Annotated in this window: 1 protein-coding gene; it reads right to left on the bottom strand. The window is 46.3% G+C overall.

The genetic code is table 11. From position 1 onward, the window contains the following. Positions 1-63: 63 nt before the first annotated feature. Positions 64-1,025, bottom strand: a 962-nt coding sequence (locus R7Q38_RS24965) for a response regulator (RefSeq protein WP_318114749.1), incomplete at its 5' end; no start/stop codon positions are given.

The following is a 1,025-nucleotide window of genomic DNA, read 5'->3' on the forward strand; positions in this document are numbered from 1 at the left end:
AGACCAGTAGTCGCAGCGCTCGTCGATTATGAGGGGGGAGAATCATGCTCATGTGTGGCTCGCCTACATTACGTTTTCGATTTGATGCAACAGTTTCTCCTTTCTCACTGGTTTAGGCACATAAGCGTCCATCCCGGAGTCAAAACAGCGTTGAATATCGTCGTCGACCACACTGGCTGTTAGCGCGATGATCGGCGTTTTTTCGAGTCCTAAGCTTGCTTCATAAGCGCGGATCTGTTTCGTTGCTTCGAAACCATCCATCACCGGCATCATGCAGTCCATCAAAATCAGACAGTATTGGGATGTTCTGAACATGTCGACCGCTTCCTCACCATTAGCAGCGACATCAAAACTAAAACCTGCTTTGGTGACATGCAACCCAGCAATTTTTTGGTTCACAGTATTGTCGTCTACAACGAGCACTTTGGGTAATGTTTCAAGTCGGGTTGCAGGCTGAACGACGGAAATAGATTGAGTAAATCGTTCAGCACAGCTTTCAAGCGCTTTGAGTAGACGTTGTCCTAGCAAAGGTTGAGTAATGATCGCTGCGACAGGGTGACCGAAATCAAGCTGTTGGCTGTGTAGATGTTTGATTAGGCAAACTTGCACATGTTGATGTTCCAAATTTCGCATCAAATCTGTGTTCTTCACTGCGGCATCTGGCGTCGTTTCAACATAAAGAATGATGATGCGTTCTTTGTCGTTAATCCATGTTGGAAGAGCACTAAGATCATGAACAGATTGATGCACTTGAATTTGATAGAAGCTCAACTCATTACGTAGTTTTGTTTCTAGGTCACTGTCGTCACAGACGAGCCAGATTTGATTATTCACGGTATGTCGAGCACGAAAATGGGCTTGAGAAATCGGCGCTGTGAGTTGGAAGTAGAAACGGCTTCCGTGGCCTTTTTCAGATTCAAGTTGTATGCTTCCGCCCATGAGTTCGACAAGTTGCGTACTGATGGCAAGGCCTAAACCTGTACCTCCAAATTGGCGGGTGGTGGAATCGTCCTCCTGAGCGAATG

The organism is Vibrio sp. Vb0598 (assembly GCF_033338935.1).
Lineage (GTDB): Bacteria > Pseudomonadota > Gammaproteobacteria > Enterobacterales > Vibrionaceae > Vibrio > Vibrio alginolyticus.